We start from the raw sequence: 18,186 nt of genomic DNA on the forward strand, positions 1-18,186 counted from the left end.
CTTAACGACTAAGCCCCGTGAGTCTTTAAGGCTAAATGTATTTGTTCAACTTTTTCTTTGTTAAGCACGTACTTTCGCATGACCCAGGCAACAAGTATTGAACCTAATGCGGGGTAAACAGTGAATGATAGTAAAATCCCCTCTTTAGCCGTTTCTGTTTGTTCAACGTCTGCTTGGTAGCCATAATAAGCCAGTAACCAACCAGCGAAAGCGCCACCAAAAGCGACACCTAATTTGATAAAAAACACCACCGAAGAATAGACCATGCCGGTTATGCGAACACCCGTTTTCCAATGACCATAATCAATGGTGTCAGCCATCTTTGCCCACAACAAAGGGGTTGCCATTTGTAAAAAGAAGCTCCATAAAAAAAACAATGCAAAAGCGGTGTTCACTTGATCTTTGGGGACAAAATAACTGATCACACAGATAAAAGCGGCGATGAGCTGTAAACTAATATAAGCCTTAATCTTGCAGACTCTTTTTGCAAGAGCTTGAGCACAAGCGCAGCCTAAAATGCTACCAATCATGCCCAGCGACATAAATAAAGTAATTTGCGCTTCGAGACCGAGCACATATTTAACATAATATATCGCTAATGTGGCTCTTAATACTTGGCCTGTTAATAAAAATAAACCTGCCAGCGACAATATTCGCCATTGATCATTTTGCCACAGTGCTTTTAAATCGTCGAAAAAGGATGTTTGCTGATTTTCAGGTACGCAAACACGTTCTTTAGTACCACTAAAACATAATAGAAACATCGCCACGCCTAAAAGGCTCATCGCGACCATAGTTAGCTGATACCCTTTGGCTTTATCACCATCACCAAAATACTCAACTAAAGGCAAAGTGCCTGCGGCAACAATTAATCCACCGAGCATCCCTAAGACGAATCGATAAGTTTGCACTGATACGCGTTCAGCAGGCTGCGTTGTTAAAACACCACCTAACGCAGAATATGGGATATTAATTGCGGTATAGACCATCATTAACAAGGTATAAGTAACAAAGGCGTATATAACCTTAGCGTTACCCGTCAAGTCTGGCGTAGTAAATGCCATAATAGAAATAATGCCAAACGGCACAGCGAGCCAAAGTAGATAAGGTCGAAATTGTCCAAAACGTGTTTTAGTACGGTCAGCAAGTGCCCCCATCAGCGGATCAGTTATCGCGTCAAATAAACGCACCACTAAAAACATAGTGCCAACAACAGCTGGCGAAATACCCACCACATCAGTATAAAAAATCAACAGGAACATCATTACCGTTTGGAAAATAATATTACTGGCGGTATCACCTAAGCCATAAGCAATTTTTTCGCGAATTGTTAACATAAAACGTCTCTTTTGATTATTAACTCAAGTAACGAGCTTATACACATAAGGTTATAAAATAAAAAAACCTATAAACAAAAAAGGCCTATATCGCAAAACAATATAGGCCTATTAATTGAAACTCACTAGATTACAGGTTTACTTAAAGCTGTAACGAACACCTACAGTATATCTAGTACCGTATTGTCTAGCGGATAAAAACTGCTCTTCGTAACGACCAAAAGATTGCTCAGTTTCGTTATTAAGATTTAACCCTTCAACAAATATCGTAAAGTTTTCATCAATGTCGTAGTTAATACTCATATCGACTTGACCAAACTCTTTAGCAAATTGTGGTGGCGCATCAGAAGAACCTTGAGCTTGTCCTACACCAATAAGGTATTCGTCACGCCAAGCGTAAGTGACTTTTACTGACAAACCTTCTTTTTCATAGAACAATTGAAAGTTAGCCGAATCACTTAAACCGGTTAGTGGTGTTTGTGGTTCTAAATCAGCAACACTATCAACTTTAGTTATGTCCTCAACATCGAATTTAACATCACCATCAACAAAGGTCGCATTAGCACCGAAACCAAAACCACTCTCGCCAAAAAAATGTTGAACAGCGACTTCTATGCCGTCAACCATCTTGTCATCAGGGGCATTGAATGGACGGGTAATATCCCATTGCATTAAAGGATCATCACCTGCTGGTTCAATAAAGCCTTGAGCGTTTAACGTCGCTCCATTTGCTTGCATTTGTGCGAAAATTTCATCACTGGTTGGCGTGCCACCGAGGTCAGATACCGCTTGATTCCAACGTGGTCCCTGATAAATATCACGCATATCATCAACTGATGTCGTTATTGTTTGGCTACTAATAAAATTCTTTACATCTTTTCTAAAGTAACCAATAGCAGCATAACTGCCTTCTGCGTAATAATATTCTAAAGAAATATCAAGGTTAGTAGACTCATAAGGGTCAAGATTAGTGTTACCTTCACCACCTATACGAGAGTTAGGACGCGTACTTGCCCCTAATGAACGGCCACCAGCTAAGCTGCCTAAAGGAGCACGAGCTATCGTTTTCCCCCAAGATGCACGGGCAACAAGTTCCTCGCTAAGATCAATTTTGGCATCAATCATAGGTAAAAAGACGTCATGCTCACCTTCAAGCGATAAAATAGTATTTTCACCTGGTTGATATTGAGTAAGCCACTCACTGCCACCTTTCCACCAAACTTCGGTAGGTATAGGTTGCAAGACATTACTAGTTACATCGGTTTGCTCATATCTAAAACCAACATTCACCTGCACGGGTAATTCAGCAACTTCAAATTCAAATAAAGACGACGCATAAACACTCGTTGTATCTTCATCTACTGAAGATTGTGATTGAACACTACCAGGGCGGTAAGCGTCGGTACTAAAAAAGTCGTCGCCTAATACATCACTGTTTAAATAAGACGTTGAACGAGCAACCGCTTCATCAAAGTCAAAACTATAATAGTATCCAGCACCCATAGGGTTGTCGCCATTTGAAAATTCATCCAAAAAGCCATCGGTTGTATTGTACTCAAACATGCCATCAGGAAATGCCGCTGAATAATTGGGGTTAAACAAGAAACCACCAATCAAACCACTCCATGAACGTGAGCCACCCATGGTTTGCTCAGTACGAGCAACACCAAACTTAGCTGACTTTAATGGCGAGTCATCTGGATTTTCCCATGAACCATCGATTTGCAGTTGATCAATTTCAGACTTTCCAGGAGTATGCTCAAATTGGCTAAAATGTGAATCCATTTCACTAGGTGCAAGCGTTGTAGAGCCATTTTTCCAGAAGATTGTCCCTTGTGGAATATCACCTTGTCTGAAGTCATAATGTTTATTAACTAATTGATCTGAACCAAAAACTAATGATCCCGTGCCATTCATGCCTTTATCTTTGCCATTATCAGCTTTATTTTCTGAACTATGGTAATCGACTGAAAAAACAAAGTCATCTGACGGTCGCCATTCAACATTAAAACCTAATGAGCTTTCATTCGTTTCAGTTGTATTTCGATTGGCCGTATAAGAACCATCGTTACCAGACAAGTCGGCAAAAATAACTGTACCATTTTCATCTAATTCGTAAGCATCAATGTTGCCACCAAAATCGTGCCATTGACCCCAACCAATAGAATTAGTGCCCGTGGTTGACTCTCCCATCGTATAATCAAGTGTCATAATCACACTTTCAATAGGCGCATATTGAAAAGTAACATTGGCATTAGTTCTTTCACGCTCAACATTAGCAATACCATAGTTCATATCACGAGGGAAAAAAGCACCCGCTGCCGCATTTGCATCACGATTATCAATGACTTTGTCATCATCTAAAGTCGGAAGCTGTGCGTCTGGCTGAAACTGCCAACCTTGAATATTTGCCGATTGTTGTTGAAAGTCACGTTGTTGATGAGAGAACGACAAAGCAAAACCAAAGGTGTCATCAGCAAAAGTATTACTGTATAAGCCTGAAAATTCTGGTGTTACATCATCACCTTCAACATTAGACGAGTCATAAATGCCTTTTCCTGAAAGAACAAATTTCTCACCTGGGCTAGCAAAAGGCTTCATGGTAATAATATTAACTGTCGCGCCAAGACCACCACTTGGGTTTTCTGCACGCGCAGTTTTATGTACTTCGATAGCACTAACACCATCAGAAGATAAATTTTCTAAACTGTATGAACGTGAATTACCCGTACCCGGCATTTGACGACCGTTAAGTGTAATTAGGTTAAACTCTGGACCAAAACCACGCACGGTGATCTGGCTGCCTTCGCCATTAGAACGACTGACCGAAACACCGGTAATACGTTGTAATGACTCGGCTAAGTTAGTGTCTGGAAATTTACCCATATCTTCAGCAGATATGACGTCGACAACGCCAGAAGCGTTTCTTTTTACTGACATAGAGCGAGACAAACTGCTCATGATACCAGTTACTTGAATAACTTCTATCGCAGCGTCTTTTTCACTATTATTGACTTTATCTGTTACTGCTTCTTCGGCATAAAGCTGACTGCTCAAACCGGTTGCTAAAACCGCTGATATACAAACGGCTAGGCGCTTTTTATTAAAAATTGAATGTTTCATGGTTACCCTACTTTCTTAAAATTAGTTTTAATGACGGCGGCTGTTTAAAGCCGCTCAACCTTTGCTAATATCGTGGTTACAGTGCCGTTATCATCACATTGTCAAGACGAAAAACAGCCCCTTCTCCAGTTCCCCAAGCAGGGAAAATCATTAATACATCTATCTGACTAATATCCAAACCCGCATCAAATAATGTTTGTAGTGGGAATGTGTAGGTTTGCCATTCACCCGTAGTCGGTGCTTTTCCTTCTGTGCTGCCTGTTAAAGGAAGCTCTGCAAAAGTTTCGGCTTTATTTGACTCGATTTTAAACATCCAAACACTTGCCGCATCATTTGGTGGTGTAACAACTTTAACATCAAATTTCACCACACCGTTGGCTAAGATAGCTGATGCATCAACAAAAACGCCATCTTCAGCATCAAGCCCAACAACCGTTGGCTGTGAACCAATAACATATTCAGCCGTTACGCCATGCGCGGTATCATCGTTTTCAAGTGTTGGTGTTGTGCCACCACAACAATCCCACATTGACCAACCTGTAGCAGGTGCATCAGCAAATAAAACATCATTGTTGACAGTTGTTGCTGTTGGGTCATAAATTTTAACGTTATCTAAACGGTAAATAGCACCTTCGCCAGCACCCCATGCAGGGAAAACCATTAAGACATCAATCGCACTGACATCTAAACCAGCATTTGCTAAGTCAGATAAGTTAAAAGTATAGGTTTGCCATTGGTCTAGAGCAGGTGAAACACCTTCAACAGAGTCAGTTAACGGAAGTTCTGCGAAGGTCGCATTATTGTCTGCTTCAACTTTAAACATCCAAGCCGCATCACCAGGCATAGCCGTTACTTTCATTTCAAATTGAATTACACCGTTAGAAAGAATCGCAGAGGCATCAAATGGCGCAGGTGAATCTGTGTTATCAGCTCTTGAAATAAAGCCCATTACAGTTGGCTGACCACCGATAGAAAATTCAGCTACGTTACCGTGAGCATCATCGTCTAACTCAACAGTAGGCATAGAACCGCCACAACAATCCCACATTGGCCAGCTTGGATTTTCGTCATCGGTAAAGACCACTAATTCAGGCGCTCCACCAACGTCACCTTCAATCGCGATATTAGTAATTAAGTATTCAGCACCTTCGCCTGTTTGCCAAGCTGGGAATATCATCACAACATCAATTGCACTAAGATCTAGACCTGCGTCTTGTAAGACTGATAATGGGAATGTATAAGTTTGCCATTGACCAACAACAGGATCTGCACCTTCATTACTGGTGTTAAGCGCAACATCGCCAGTATTAGGTCCGCCGTCACCGGCTTCGACTTTTAATAACCAAGTAGTCGCAGAAGATGGCGGGGTAACCACTTTCATTTCAAATGACAAAGTACCATTTAAATCAACTAATGGTGATGCATCAAAAGGGCTAGACTCACCAGAAAAATCATCGCCAAAATGTCCGCCTCGCGTTGAAAAACCTAATACGGTGCCATTGTTATCATTAATATTAAATTGAACAGCATCGCCTTTATCGGCATCAGCGATAATTGCAGGAGAAGTACCACCACAGCAATCCCAAGCAATCCAGTTAGCATTTAAAGTACCGTTAAAAATATCTAGGTTTTTAGCAACACCATCACTTGGAGGCAATGGAACTGGCGCTTTACCTTCAATTAGACCATCTTCTAAACTATCGTAACCAGGTCTTACTGTTTCACAGCCTTTACCGGTATCAATATTTTGCTGACATTGGTAAACACGTACATAGTCAATTTCAAATTTGTTATCTGCACCAAAAGCTGTTGCATCAACACCTAAGTTATTAACATTTTCAGGCCAAGTGCCACCAACAGCAAAGTTAAGTACTAAATAAAATTCTTTGTCGTAAGGAGCCTTGCTCCAATAGGTTTTTAATTCACCCGATAATTGGTCGTAGTATTCAGTAAACCAACCTCGATGTGCTAAGCCTACTGCTTCATCTTTAGAGTTGTAGCGAATTTTGGATTGTCGCTGTGTTGCATATAAATGGTCATCCATGTACCAACGAATTTCACCTTCTTGCCACTCAATGGCGTAAGTGTGGAAATCATCAGCTGGGTTAGCGCCACTTGCTAGGCTATAAGCTTGTCCTGATTGAGAATTGTTAGGCCAGCTCTTACCATAATGAAGTGTTCCGTAAACATGGTTTTCTGCGGTACCGTCTTCTCTCGCGACACCTAAGTTAACTGATTCAAAGATATCAATTTCACCCGAACGTGGCCATTCGCCATATTCTTCATCGGTAGGCATCATCCAAAATGCGGGCCAGCTTCCTTGTCCTGAAGGCGCTTTAGCACGCATTTCCATACGTCCATATTTAAAATCGGCTTTGTAACGCGTCATCATGCGTGCCGATGTGTAAGGTAAAGCGGCGCCCTCGGCTGCGGGTAAGGCTACAATGTTTAATATACCATCTTGTATATATGAGTTTTCAGCGCTGTCGGTGTAACATTGTTTCTCTTGGTTACCACCACCGTCACAGTTAACTTCATGCGTCCAGTTTTGACTGTTTATTGTGCTTGCATCAAACTCATCATTCCACACCATTTTCCAATCAGAGACAGGTTGTTGTGGATCAATAATATCTGGTTTAGTTTCGGTGGCTGCACCACCACAGCCAGCAAGTCCTAACGTAACCGTTAGCCCTATTAACGCGGCCAAGCCTTGTGTTTTAAATTTAACACTGCTTTTAGTTTTCATGTCTTCTCCCCTAGAGATATCCAAATCAAATATTTATAATCATTTTTATAATGTCTATACGCTGCTTTTATCTACAAAGCTCACGTGAATACAAATACAATCGTAAACAAAATACTGTTATTAACTAAATATCTTTTAGCACAACGATTTACTAATTAGCATTTAAATACGGTCAGATGGGATAGTGCAAAGTTGAAATGGACAAAACAGGGTCAAACGACTTTTTTTGATGACCTTTTTGGCTTTTATAATTACCGCTTTACTTGGGTTTTGTATTAAGAGGCTAATACAACTTTAAAGCAAGGTGAGTCATCATCTATATAATATGATAAAGACTAAGCTCAGTGCTCTCTTTACCCATTAGCTTTTAAGAATGAACACCAAAAGACACCCAATTGATAAGTGTTAAACCTTAGCCTCTTGCCATCACACTAATAAATACTCCGCATTATTTCAAGGGTTGATTGCCCGATAAAATCGCCCGTCACGTGTAAAACACCGCTAACAATTAGCGGATAAAAGCTATTATTTATCTCCCTACCACTAACAATCTCGTACATTTTAAACTCAAAGCGTTCAACAAAAGTACGATTTCAGTACAAATTTAATAAAAACCCACTTGACCATGAAATTAGGGACGACTCACCGTTTCCTGATTGTTTGTATCACTTTTTACTGTAGTTTATTTTTGGCTTTTCTACGATTAATCTCAGTTAAATTTAACTAGAAATGCATCATAAAATAATAAAAGAAGAACAAGTTTGGCTATTTAATTAGCCAAGTGAGTACCTTCAACTAAGCAGCACGGCTGCTATATACAAACCTAAGTATAACGACACAAGCTTGGTTTTATATTGCCAATACTGCAAATAATCAAATGACAATTGAACAGTTTATAGGGGATCTAAATGACTAATATAAAAAATAAAAAAAGCTTCAACAAAAACATAATCGTCCTAAGCCTAGGTTTAGCTTTATCTGCATGTGGGGGAAGTTCAAGCGATGATAAAGTTGCTGACGTTATAGAAGTTAACTCCGCACCAACTATTAGCAGCACAGCGGTCACAACAATTGAATCAGGTTCCACTTATAGCTACTCACTAGTCGCTGCCGATGCCGATGGTGACACTTTAACAATGTCAGCCACAAATTTACCCGCTTGGTTAACGTTTGATAGTGCAACCGGAAGCTTAACGGGTACGCCAGCGGATAGTGATGCCGGAGATACGGCAATTACTTTAACCGTAAGTGATGGAACTGATGAAATCACTCAATCCTTTACTGTTTCAGTCACTGTTCAAGCACAAGCTAACAATGCTGCTGTTATTACAAGTACTGGCGTTACAAGTGCTACTGTTGGTGAGTCATACTCCTACACACTTATGGCAACCGATGCTGACAGCGATACATTGACAATGTCAACAACTGTCCCAGGCGCGCTTTCTTGGTTAACGTTTGATGACAGTACAGGCATATTGTCAGGCACACCGGCATCGGGTGATGTTGCTGCTACAGAAATCACCTTAACAGTGAATGATGGCACTGTAGATACAATGCAAACATTTACCATTACCGTTGCTGACGCTGCAGTTGAAAACACCCGTAATATGATTGCTTTTGAAGGTGCTGCAGAGACCTATGCTTTCAATAATTTTGATGGCGGCATGTCAACTGTGATGGCTAATCCACAAGCAATGGGCATAAATACCAGCAACCAAGTCGTAGAAATGCAAAAATTGGCTGGACAACCTTGGGGAGGCAGTACACTAACCTTGCCTACAGCATTAACCTTGGCTGCGGAAGATAACACCTTCACAATGAAAGTTTGGTCGGCGCGTGCAGTACCTGTGTTATTTAAACTTGAAGGCATTAATAAAGAAATATCAATGGATCATGCAGGCACTGGCTGGGAAAATCTTAGTTACGATTTTGCAGATGATGTAACCGGCGCCTTAGACAGCGTTACGGTAATATTTGATTTAGGCACTATGGGCGACGCAGAAGGAAACGCGGCAGATTGGACCTTTTATTATGACGAAATAACAACACCTGCAACCGCTGAAGAAGAAGTCGTAGTTGGTGGCTCTACAAGTACCACTGATTTTGAAGCTGATCCACAAAGCTACACCTTTAATGATTTTGATGGAGGTGCAGCCGTTGTGCTAGCCAACCCAGATGCAACGGGTATTAATACCAGCGCTCAAGTGGGTCAAATGACAAAATCTGCGGGCCAAACTTGGGGTGGTTCAACAATGACATTGGCTACACCAGCGGCAATTCCAGCTAATAGCATGATTACCATGAAAGTTTGGGCTTCGCGTGCTGTACCCGTTTTAGTTAAATTTGACGATATGGATGCAGAAAGAACAGCAAACCATACTGGTTCAGGATGGGAAGAGTTGAACTTTGATTTTACTGGCGCGACCAGTACAAGTGAAACCAGACTTACCCTAATTTTTGATAATGGCGTGATGGGCGATGCCGCGAGCGATGCCGCTAACTGGACTTTCTACTTTGATGATTTTACCACCCCTGCTGCTGAAGAAGTCTCTGCAGGTAACTTTGTTGCCGTTGGAACTCCATATGACTTTGAAGCCACAGGTTTAGGCAGTGATTTTGTTTGGGCGGTATTTGAAAATGATGATAACCCTGCACTCGAATTTGTTGCTAACCCGGCTTCATCAACAGTGAATGACTCAACAACAGTTGCTATGTTTACCGCTAGAATGGCAGGTCAGCCATGGGCTGGTACTGAAACAACGGCGGCCAATACCACACCATTTACGATGGACGCAACCAATAGCATTGTTAAAATAATGGTTTATAAGTCTGTTATCAGTGATGTGGCATTAAAGTTCTCTGTAGGCGCTGCGGCACAAGCAGAAATCAAGGTACCTAATACTAAAATCAATGAATGGGAAGAGCTTACTTTTGACTTTTCTAGCCGTATTGGTATGGCTGAAACCATTAATATTGACTCGGTAATAGTTTTCCCTGAATTTACTGACGGCAGAGCTGCCGATACCGTAAGCTATTTTGATAATATTACTTTCGGTCATAATGAATAGTGTTGATAAAAAAATAAAACTTAGCTTGTGTTTTAATTAGCTAAGTTTTACATTAATTGTTAGTAAAATAAAAAGGGTTCTGGTTTACATTGCTAAGCCCTTTTATCTCGTTTTAATAGACTTATTTGAATAAGCGGAGAGGTTTTATGAAAATATCAAAAATGTTACTCAAGAGTGAACTCGTGTTGAATATAGGATTTGGCTTAACCGTATTGTTAATTGGCAAAATAACCCTATATTTTATCGCCTAAGAAAAGCACTAAAGGTCGTACATAATGGACAAAGCCTTTAGTAACTTTTAAATAACTCCTTTTAATCTCCGCAAAAAAAATAGAATCTAGCGATGTAAAAATCTTTCAGCGATGATGACTCTTCCCAAAATAAACAGTAAACCCAATATTTTTACCGTCAGCTAAGATATAAAATTCATTACTTTATTAACAGATAACAGCTTAAATATTATTGACTCGTTTTTATCGCCCAATGAATATTAAGTGAAACTATAGCATTTATCAGCAAGTAGTCAGCGTTAGGCATTTAATGAAAGACTGACTTAATCAGTTCGCATTATCTCATCATTAATTTATTTAGTTTTAATTGAAAGTAAACCATCATCCAACACATCTCGTACTACTTAATAATAACTTCTCGACACTATCTATTAATAATAATTAATGTTGAGGAGAGAATAAAGTTATTCGAATAAGTGGAGAGATTTTATGAAAACACTAAAAATGTTACTCAAGAGTGAACTCGTGTTGAATATAGGATTTGGCTTAACCGTATTGTTAATTGGCAAAGTAACCCTATATTTTATCGCCTAAACAAAGCACTAAAGGTCGTACATAATGGACAAAACCTTTAGTAACTTTTAATTAAACAGTTTAAACAGCCTATCTCTATTATTGTTTTATCTGATAACCACTTTTAAATATCCAAGTAACCGCTAATAAGCAAAAAGCTAAAAAGCCACTCATCACAAAAAAGCTTGTTAGTAAACTTACGTCAGCCACTTCATAAAAACTCCATCGAAAGCCACTAATCAAATAAAAAACTGGGTTAAATTGCGTTACTGTTTGCCAAAACGGCGGCAGCATACTGACAGAATAAAAAGTGCCCCCTAAGAAAACCAAAGGCGTAATAACAATAAGTGGGATCACTTGTAGTTTCTCAAAATTATCTGCCCAGATGCCAATAATAAAACCAAACAAACTAAAGGTTATAGCGGTCATCACTAAAAAGAACAACATCCAAAATGGATGGGCTATTTCCAGAGGCACAAAGAAATGTGCTGTTGCGAGAATAATCAATGCTAGCAAAATAGATTTTGTCGCTGCCGCACCGACATAACCGAGCAGCACCTCAAAGGAAGATACCGGAGCAGAAAGTAGTTCATAAATAGTGCCGGTAAATTTAGGAAAATAAATACCAAATGAGGCGTTGGAAATACTTTGTGTTAATAACGAGAGCATAATTAACCCAGGAACAATAAAAGCACCGTAGCTCACGCCATCTATTTCAGTAATTCGAGAGCCAATGGCAGAACCAAAAACAACAAAATAAAGTGACGTCGAAATCACTGGAGAAATAATACTTTGAAAAATAGTACGTTTAGTCCTGGCCATTTCAAACTTGTAAATAGCCGCAACAGCATAACGATTCATGTTTTTTCCCTTACTAATGAAACAAATATATCTTCTAACGAACTTTGATCTGTTTTGATATCTTTAAAAGCAATACCCGCTAATGACAATTGCTGAAGTAAAGCAGATATTCCTGTGTGTTCATTGGTGGTGTCGTAACTATAAATTAATTGCATCCCTTCATTTTGTAGCTGTAAATTAAAATCAGTCAATTGCGCAGGCATTTCAATTAACGGTTCTTTTAAATCGAGGATCAATTGCTTTTTACCCAATTGATTCATTAACGCTATTTTATCTTCAACTAAAATGAGCTGGCCGTTTTTGATCACACCAATACGGTCTGCTATTTCCTCAGCCTCTTCAATATAGTGTGTCGTTAAAATAATGGTGACACCGTCGTTGCGTAATTCTCTAACCAGTTGCCACATATCTTTGCGCAGCTCTACATCGACACCTGCGGTTGGTTCATCTAAAAACAAAATAGCAGGTTCATGAGAGAGCGCTTTAGCTATCATCACTCGTCGTTTCATACCACCGGATAACTCAATCATCTTGTTATCTTTTTTATCCCAAAGTGATAATGATTTTAGCGTTTTTTCTATAAAAGCTGGATTCGGTTTTTTGCCGAATAAACCTCGACTAAATGAAACTGTTGTCCATACTGTTTCAAAGGCGTCAGTGGTTAACTCTTGTGGTACTAAGCCAATAAGACTTCGGGTATGTCGGTAACCGGTGACGATATCTTTGCCATCAACGGTGATTTGCCCAGACGTGGCATCAACTATGCCGCAAATAGCACTGATCAGTGTAGTTTTACCTGCGCCGTTTGGTCCTAGCAAGGCAAAGATTTCAGCAGGTTTTATTGATAAGTTAATATTATTAAGTGCTTGAAAACCACCCGCATATACTTTGTTAACATCTGTGATTTTAATAATGGGTTGCAAGGTTATTTCTCATCAGTATTTGAATACTACTAAGGTATACGACATACCCTATTGATGGCTAGGAAAATCAATAAATTAGTTGCCCCGTTTTTGTATTAGCTGTATTCAGGTCTTGTTTGGCATAGCTAATATCGAACGCTTGGTTAGGTGTTACGCTAAAACGGGTTAAATAAAGTGAAATTTATATGAATAAATGTCGCTTGTTAACGTTTATATTTTTACTACTTTGTCATCATTGATTAACGTATCTGTAATCTTTATTTTATGCACTATACTGGTATAGAACAAAAAACAAGCAACTGACTTAGTTTCTTGATCATCGCAACAAAAGGATTTCACCCATGATAAAGTTTCCGCTATTGATTACAATAATTTGCACAGGACTATTACTCTTTGCCTGTTCTAAACCCGTCGAAGAAGTAGCTAAACAAGCCGTTATCGAAGAAAAAAAACCTGTCTTTGAGACCTATAGCGCAGAAGAGTTCTTTAAAACAACCTCAGTCTCTGGCTCATCAATTAATGCTGATGCCAGTGCGGTTTTGATCAGTAATGATAAAACAGGTATTTTTAATGCCTACAAAATGCCACTTGATGGCTCAGCCCCAATACAGTTAACTCAGTCAACAGTTGACTCTGTTTTTGCAGTAAGTTGGTTCCCTAAAGACGACAGAATTCTTTATACCGCAGACAAGGGCGGTGACGAATTAGATCATTTATATGTAAGAGAATTATCAGGCAGCATAAAAGACCTTACCCCAGGTAAAGACTTAAAAGCTTATTTTGTTGGTTGGCATGAAGATAATAAACAGTTTTTTGTTGCCTCTAATGAAAGGGACCCTAAGTTTTTTGATGTATACCGTTATCAAAATGATGATTATTCAAGGGAGCTTATTTATCAAAATGCTGCCGGCTATTCAGTCGAAACTATCAGCCCAAATGGTCAGTATATTGCTTTGAGTAAAACGAATAGCAATGCAGACTCCAACTTATATTTAGCCGACTTAAATAAAGCAGACGAGTTAACTGCACTTATAACTGAGCATCAAGGTGATGTTGAACACAGTGCCTACACTTTTACTCGTGATAGTAAGCGGCTGATATATTCAACAGACGAATTTGGCGAATATAAACAGGCTTGGGCTTATGATATAAAAGCAAAAACACAAGCACTAAACTACGCTGCAGATTGGGACGTTAGTTTCACTTACTTCTCTAAAGATGGCCGTTATAAAGTCACTGGTGTTAATGCCGATGCGCAAACTAAAATAGAAATTATCGACCTGAAAATAAAACAACCGTTAACACTTCCTAAATTGCCCAGTGGCGATTTACGTGGCGTAAACTTTTCAGCTGATGCCAGTTTAGTTATTTTTTATATCAATTCAGATACGTCGCCTTCTAACCTCTATGTTCATCAATTAGGATCAAAGCGTATTAAGCGCTTAACTAACACAGGTAATCCTAATATTATTGAAGAGAACTTAGTTGTTGGCGAAATTGTCCGCTTTAAAAGTTTTGATGGTTTAGAAATTCCTGGGATTTTATATAAACCCAAACAAGCCGCTACACAAAAAGTCCCCGCTTTAGTATGGATACATGGAGGCCCAGGAGGTCAAAGTCGTAAGGGTTATTCCGCTACCATTCAGCATTTGGTCAATAACGGCTACGCTATTTTTAGAATAAATAACCGTGGTTCAAGTGGCTATGGTAAAACCTTCTTTCATTTAGATGATAAGAAGCACGGTGACCATGATTTAAAAGATGTTGTCTATAATAAATATTATTTACAGACTTTAGATTGGGTCGACAAAGATAGAATAGGGGTTATTGGCGGAAGTTACGGTGGCTATTTAACCATGGCCGCAATGGCATTTACCGATGAATTTACTGTCGGTGTCAATATCTTTGGTGTCACTAATTGGGTCAGAACGCTAGAAAGTATTCCACCCTACTGGGAGGCATTTAGACAGTCTCTTTATGATGAGTTAGGAGATCCCAGTACAGATAGAGAACGTTTACGCAGTATTTCTCCAGTATTCTTCGGTGATAAAGTCAAAAGTCCGGTACTTGTTGTACAAGGTAAAAATGACCCTAGAGTATTAAAAATTGAAAGTGATGAAATGGTTGAGTCTATTCGAAGCGGTGGGACTTTCGTTGACTATTTGGTCTTTGACGATGAAGGTCACGGCTTTAGTAAAAAAGCTAATCGCATTGAAGCATCTAATAAGTACTTAAGCTTTTTAAAAACCTACTTATAGTCTGTTAACCTAAAACTCGTATGTAAAGGTAAAGTCTGTTGTAGACTTTACCTTTTTTATAAGATGTTATTGCTAAAAAAAGCTAATACAGCCTTAGCCGTATTAGCGATATAGTTTAAAAATAAACAAGTTTACTTTAAATCAAACCGGCCTAGTTGCATCACTTTAATCCAGGTTTTGAATGAGATGTTATTGCTAAAAAAAGCTAATACAGCCTTAGCCGTATTAGCGATATAGTTTAAAAATAAACAAGCTTACTTTAAATCAAAGCGGTCTAATTGCATCACTTTAACCCAGGCTTTAATAAAGTCATTAATAAACTTTTTGTCAGCATCATCTGAGGCATACACTTCGGCAATGGCTCTTAATTCAGAGCTCGAGCCAAAGATAAGATCAACCGGTGTCGCTTGCCACTTTACCTTGCCTGAAGCGCGGTCAGCACCGATATAAATTCCAGCTGTAGATTCATCTTTAGTCCACACGGTAGACATATCTAATAAATTTACAAAGAAATCATTCGTTAAGACACCAGGAGTATTTGTGAACACCCCAAAAGATGAACCATCATAGTTTGCATCAAGTGCTCGCATACCGCCAACCAACACCGTCATTTCAGGGACATTTAAACCAAGAGAATTGGCTTTATCCACTAACATCTCTGTTGGCGATAGGTAACTTTCATCCGTATAAAAATTACGAAAGCCATCCGCTTTTGGTGCTAAATAATTAAATGATTTAACATCAGTTTGTGCTTGTGTTGCATCAGCACGGCCAGGCATAAAGGGGACAGCTACTGTTGTGTCTGCTTTTTTGGCTGCACTTTCAATAGCTGCTGCGCCACCTAATACGATTAAGTCTGCTAGTGATACTTGCCTTTTAGCTGATTGCTTATTGTATTTAGCTTGAATAACTTCAAGTGTTGTTAATACTTTATTAAGTTCGGCTGGATTATTAACCGTCCAACTATTTTGTGGCTCTAGTTTAATGCGAGCACCATTAGCACCGCCGCGCATATCGGTGACACGATGACTCGACGCTGAAGCCCAAGCCGTTCTCACTAACTCAGCAGTGGTTAAATCTGACTGTGTAATTTGCTTTTTCAGCTCAACAATATCTTGCTTGGTAATCAGTTGATAGTTGACCGCAGGAATAGGGTCTTGCCATGTTAGCACTTCACTCGGCACTTCACTGCCCACGTATCTTGCACGAGGTCCCATATCACGATGTGTTAATTTAAACCAAGCTCGAGCAAAAGCTTTTTCAAATGCTTCAGGCTCTGCTCTAAAACGTTCAACAATTTTACGAAACTCAGGGTCTTCTTTTAGAGCAAGATCTGTAGTAAACATAATGGGTGCATTACGTTTATTAGGGATATGGGCATCCGGTACTAAGTTAACCGCAGCTTTGTTTTCAGGTGTCCACTGTTTAGCTCCAGCAGGGCTTTTCGTTAGAACCCAATTGAAGTTCATTAGGTTGTCTAAGTAATTCGTTGACCATTGTGTTGGTGTCGTTGTCCAAGCACCTTCTAAGCCACTGGTTATCGTATCTGCGCCAACACCGCTGTCACATTTATTTTTCCAGCCTAAACCCTGTGCTTCAATATCAGCGGCTGCGGGCTCTGCACCAACACAATCACTGGGTTTTTTCGCTCCATGTGCCTTACCAAAAGTATGACCACCAGCGCTTAAAGCAACAATTTCTTCATCATTCATCGCCATACGACCAAATGACATTCTGATGTCTTGAGCAGCTAAGAGAGGATCAGGTTTACCATGGGGCCCTTCTGGATTAACATAAATCAAGCCCATTTCTACTGCAGCAAGAGGACCTTTCAATTTACCCTTTTTATCGCGACGTTTATCAGTAAGCATGGTCGTTTCAGATCCCCAATAAACTAAATCAGGTTCCCAATCATCCGTTCTGCCACCAGCAAAACCAAAGGTTTTAAAACCCATCGATTCTAGCGCTACATTGCCCGAAAGCACCATCAAATCAGCCCAAGAAATTTTACGACCATATTTTTGTTTAACCGGCCATAATAATCGACGCGCTTTATCTAAGTTAGCATTATCAGGCCAACTATTAAGGGGTTCAAAACGTTGTTGCCCACCCGACGAACCGCCGCGCCCGTCATGTACTCTATACACACCAGCACTGTGCCAAGCCATGCGGATCATTAATGGGCCGTAATGCCCCCAATCTGCAGGCCACCAAGATTTTGAGTCAGTCAGTGTGGTTTGAATATCTTTTTTAAGTTGGGTTAAATCAAGACTGGCAAATTCTTCAGCATAATTGAATTGTTCGCCGTATGGATTAGATTCAGCGCTATGCTGGCGTAAGGGGCTAAGATTTAACATATCTGGCCACCAAAACTGATTGGTTTTTGCTTCATTGGCCGCGAATGCAGTTGTAGGTATTACCATTGCAGATAACGCAACAGAGATTGCCGCAGCAATCGGAAGGGTTTTATTAAACATGTCCAGTCCTTTTTTATAATAATGGGTTTATAATAATGGGTTTATAAAATGTCATCCTTAGCATAAGAACAATAAGGAGAATTGAATAGTTGATTAAATTGAAGATAACGTTCTATTTTACATAATGACTGGTTTAATATTTTCAATTAAAAATTATTGAAGACCTATCACATAGACTTGTTGAAAAGGTACCTGCCAGTGAAATTGATGCCGATATTCTTGCATTACCCTACTCTATTGAGGGATTGATCAGTTTCAATTTTTGGCAAGAAGGCTTTTATTGGGTCTGTCATAAAGATGAGTGTCCAAAAAAAGTTCAGGGAATTATCAGTGAAGCGTTAGAAATTGATAAACTGATGTTGTTAAAAGAAGGTCATTACTTAAAAGATCATGCCATAGCAGCTTGCCGCTTGCAGCCTTCACACAAAAAGCAAGACACTGATGTTGACTCGGCGAGTCCTCATACTTTGATACAAATGGTGGCAGGAAAATTTGGTAAAACGCTTTTGCCACAGATAGCCTTAGAGCCATTGACCTAGAACGAGTCAGAGCTTCGGGCGGTTCATGTAAATGAACCCGGACCACACCAT

At 39.6% G+C, this 18,186-nt stretch carries 9 protein-coding genes; 3 read left to right on the top strand and 6 right to left on the bottom strand.

Annotated features, from left to right (window positions below; genetic code table 11):
- Positions 1 to 8 precede the first annotated feature (8 nt).
- From H4J76_RS03530 to H4J76_RS03540, 3 genes are all read right to left on the bottom strand, one after another.
- The gene (locus tag H4J76_RS03530) at positions 9 to 1,337 is read right to left on the bottom strand and encodes a glycoside-pentoside-hexuronide (GPH):cation symporter (RefSeq protein ID WP_182214915.1); all 1,329 of its coding nucleotides are present in this window, start codon (positions 1,335 to 1,337) and stop codon (positions 9 to 11) included.
- A 138-nt stretch (positions 1,338 to 1,475) separates the two neighbouring features.
- The gene (locus tag H4J76_RS03535) at positions 1,476 to 4,460 is read right to left on the bottom strand and encodes a TonB-dependent receptor (RefSeq protein WP_182214914.1); all 2,985 of its coding nucleotides are present in this window, start codon (positions 4,458 to 4,460) and stop codon (positions 1,476 to 1,478) included.
- Between the two features lie 76 nt (positions 4,461 to 4,536).
- Positions 4,537 to 7,206, bottom strand: coding sequence for a glycoside hydrolase family 16 protein (locus H4J76_RS03540; protein ID WP_182214912.1), 2,670 nt, complete (start codon positions 7,204 to 7,206; stop codon positions 4,537 to 4,539).
- 908 nt (positions 7,207 to 8,114) lie between these two features.
- On the opposite strand from H4J76_RS03540, the gene H4J76_RS03545 reads away from it, so the two are divergent.
- Entirely contained in the window at positions 8,115 to 10,274 is a 2,160-nt protein-coding gene (locus tag H4J76_RS03545; RefSeq protein WP_182214910.1) for a putative Ig domain-containing protein, read from the top strand.
- A gap of 902 nt (positions 10,275 to 11,176) precedes the next feature.
- Here the strand turns inward: H4J76_RS03545 and H4J76_RS03550 are convergent.
- A complete protein-coding gene (locus H4J76_RS03550; RefSeq protein WP_070374125.1) occupies positions 11,177 to 11,938 on the bottom strand; it encodes an ABC transporter permease in 762 nt (253 codons plus the stop codon).
- Positions 11,935 to 12,861 carry an ABC transporter ATP-binding protein gene (locus H4J76_RS03555; protein WP_182214908.1) on the bottom strand — a complete coding sequence of 309 codons (927 nt, stop codon included), beginning with the start codon at positions 12,859 to 12,861 and terminating at the stop codon, positions 11,935 to 11,937. The genes H4J76_RS03550 and H4J76_RS03555 overlap by 4 nt, the downstream gene beginning before the upstream one ends.
- 341 nt (positions 12,862 to 13,202) lie before the next feature.
- Between H4J76_RS03555 and H4J76_RS03560 the strand changes: the two genes are divergently transcribed.
- On the top strand, positions 13,203 to 15,119 hold the full coding sequence (locus H4J76_RS03560) for a S9 family peptidase (protein WP_182214907.1): 1,917 nt from the start codon (positions 13,203 to 13,205) through the stop codon (positions 15,117 to 15,119).
- Between the two features lie 254 nt (positions 15,120 to 15,373).
- Here the strand turns inward: H4J76_RS03560 and katG are convergent, their stop codons facing one another.
- Positions 15,374 to 17,596: a catalase/peroxidase HPI gene (gene katG / locus H4J76_RS03565; protein ID WP_182214905.1), complete on the bottom strand. Its 2,223-nt coding sequence runs from the start codon at positions 17,594 to 17,596 to the stop codon at positions 15,374 to 15,376.
- A 203-nt stretch (positions 17,597 to 17,799) separates the two neighbouring features.
- Here katG and H4J76_RS19815 point away from each other — a divergent pair, with 203 nt between their 5' ends.
- Complete coding sequence (locus H4J76_RS19815) at positions 17,800 to 18,135, top strand: LysR substrate-binding domain-containing protein (RefSeq protein ID WP_310733978.1); 336 nt, start codon at positions 17,800 to 17,802, stop codon at positions 18,133 to 18,135.
- Positions 18,136 to 18,186 lie beyond the last annotated feature (51 nt).

Source organism: Colwellia sp. BRX9-1, from assembly GCF_014077195.1.
Classification (GTDB): domain Bacteria; phylum Pseudomonadota; class Gammaproteobacteria; order Enterobacterales; family Alteromonadaceae; genus Colwellia_A.

What these genes read in the sequence shown, in the direction of transcription:
- H4J76_RS03530 (WP_182214915.1), bottom strand. Translation starts at nt 1,337, where the DNA reads ATGTTAACAATTCGCGAAAAAATTGCTTATGGCTTAGGTGATACCGCC.
- H4J76_RS03535 (WP_182214914.1), bottom strand. Translation starts at nt 4,460, where the DNA reads ATGAAACATTCAATTTTTAATAAAAAGCGCCTAGCCGTTTGTATATCA.
- H4J76_RS03540 (WP_182214912.1), bottom strand. Translation starts at nt 7,206, where the DNA reads ATGAAAACTAAAAGCAGTGTTAAATTTAAAACACAAGGCTTGGCCGCG.
- H4J76_RS03545 (WP_182214910.1), top strand. Translation starts at nt 8,115, where the DNA reads ATGACTAATATAAAAAATAAAAAAAGCTTCAACAAAAACATAATCGTC.
- H4J76_RS03550 (WP_070374125.1), bottom strand. Translation starts at nt 11,938, where the DNA reads ATGAATCGTTATGCTGTTGCGGCTATTTACAAGTTTGAAATGGCCAGG.
- H4J76_RS03560 (WP_182214907.1), top strand. Translation starts at nt 13,203, where the DNA reads ATGATAAAGTTTCCGCTATTGATTACAATAATTTGCACAGGACTATTA.
- katG (WP_182214905.1), bottom strand. Translation starts at nt 17,596, where the DNA reads ATGTTTAATAAAACCCTTCCGATTGCTGCGGCAATCTCTGTTGCGTTA.